Genomic DNA, 396 nt, shown 5'->3' with positions numbered 1-396 from the left:
AGGTAAGTGATTATGAAAAAGGCAGTTCTAGCTTCTGCAGTGGTAGCGGCACTAGTTTCAGGTTCTTCTCTAGCAGCAACAGTTTACAGCTCTGATGGTACTGAGCTTAAGATTGGTGGTCGTGCAGAATTCCGTGGTGATTTCATTGGTTCAGGCGGTAAAGAAATCGACGGAACCATGAAAAATAAAAGCCGAGTGCGTTTAAATGTTGGCGGTACTACTGAAATCACTAGCGATTTATCTGGTTTCGGTTTCTACGAAGCAGAACAAGGCGTAAATTCTTCAGCGGATAACGATGAAACTGATAACTTTAAACAACGCTATATGTACGCTGGCCTTGAAGGTAACTTTGGTGCTGTTTCGGTAGGTCGTCAAGATACAGCCGCTGCTCAAATC

General features: G+C 43.7%; 1 protein-coding gene. It reads left to right on the top strand.

Annotated elements, in window-relative coordinates; all coding sequences use genetic code 11:
• Positions 1-12: 12 nt before the first annotated feature.
• The coding region (locus AB4512_RS23845; RefSeq protein WP_372175978.1) for a porin at positions 13-396 on the top strand (384 nt) is incomplete at its 3' end.

The sequence above is a fragment of the Vibrio sp. 10N.222.52.B7 genome, from assembly GCF_041474275.1.
Classification (GTDB): Bacteria; Pseudomonadota; Gammaproteobacteria; order Enterobacterales; family Vibrionaceae; genus Vibrio; species Vibrio crassostreae_C.
This window is presented reverse-complemented; position numbering and strand designations above follow the sequence as displayed.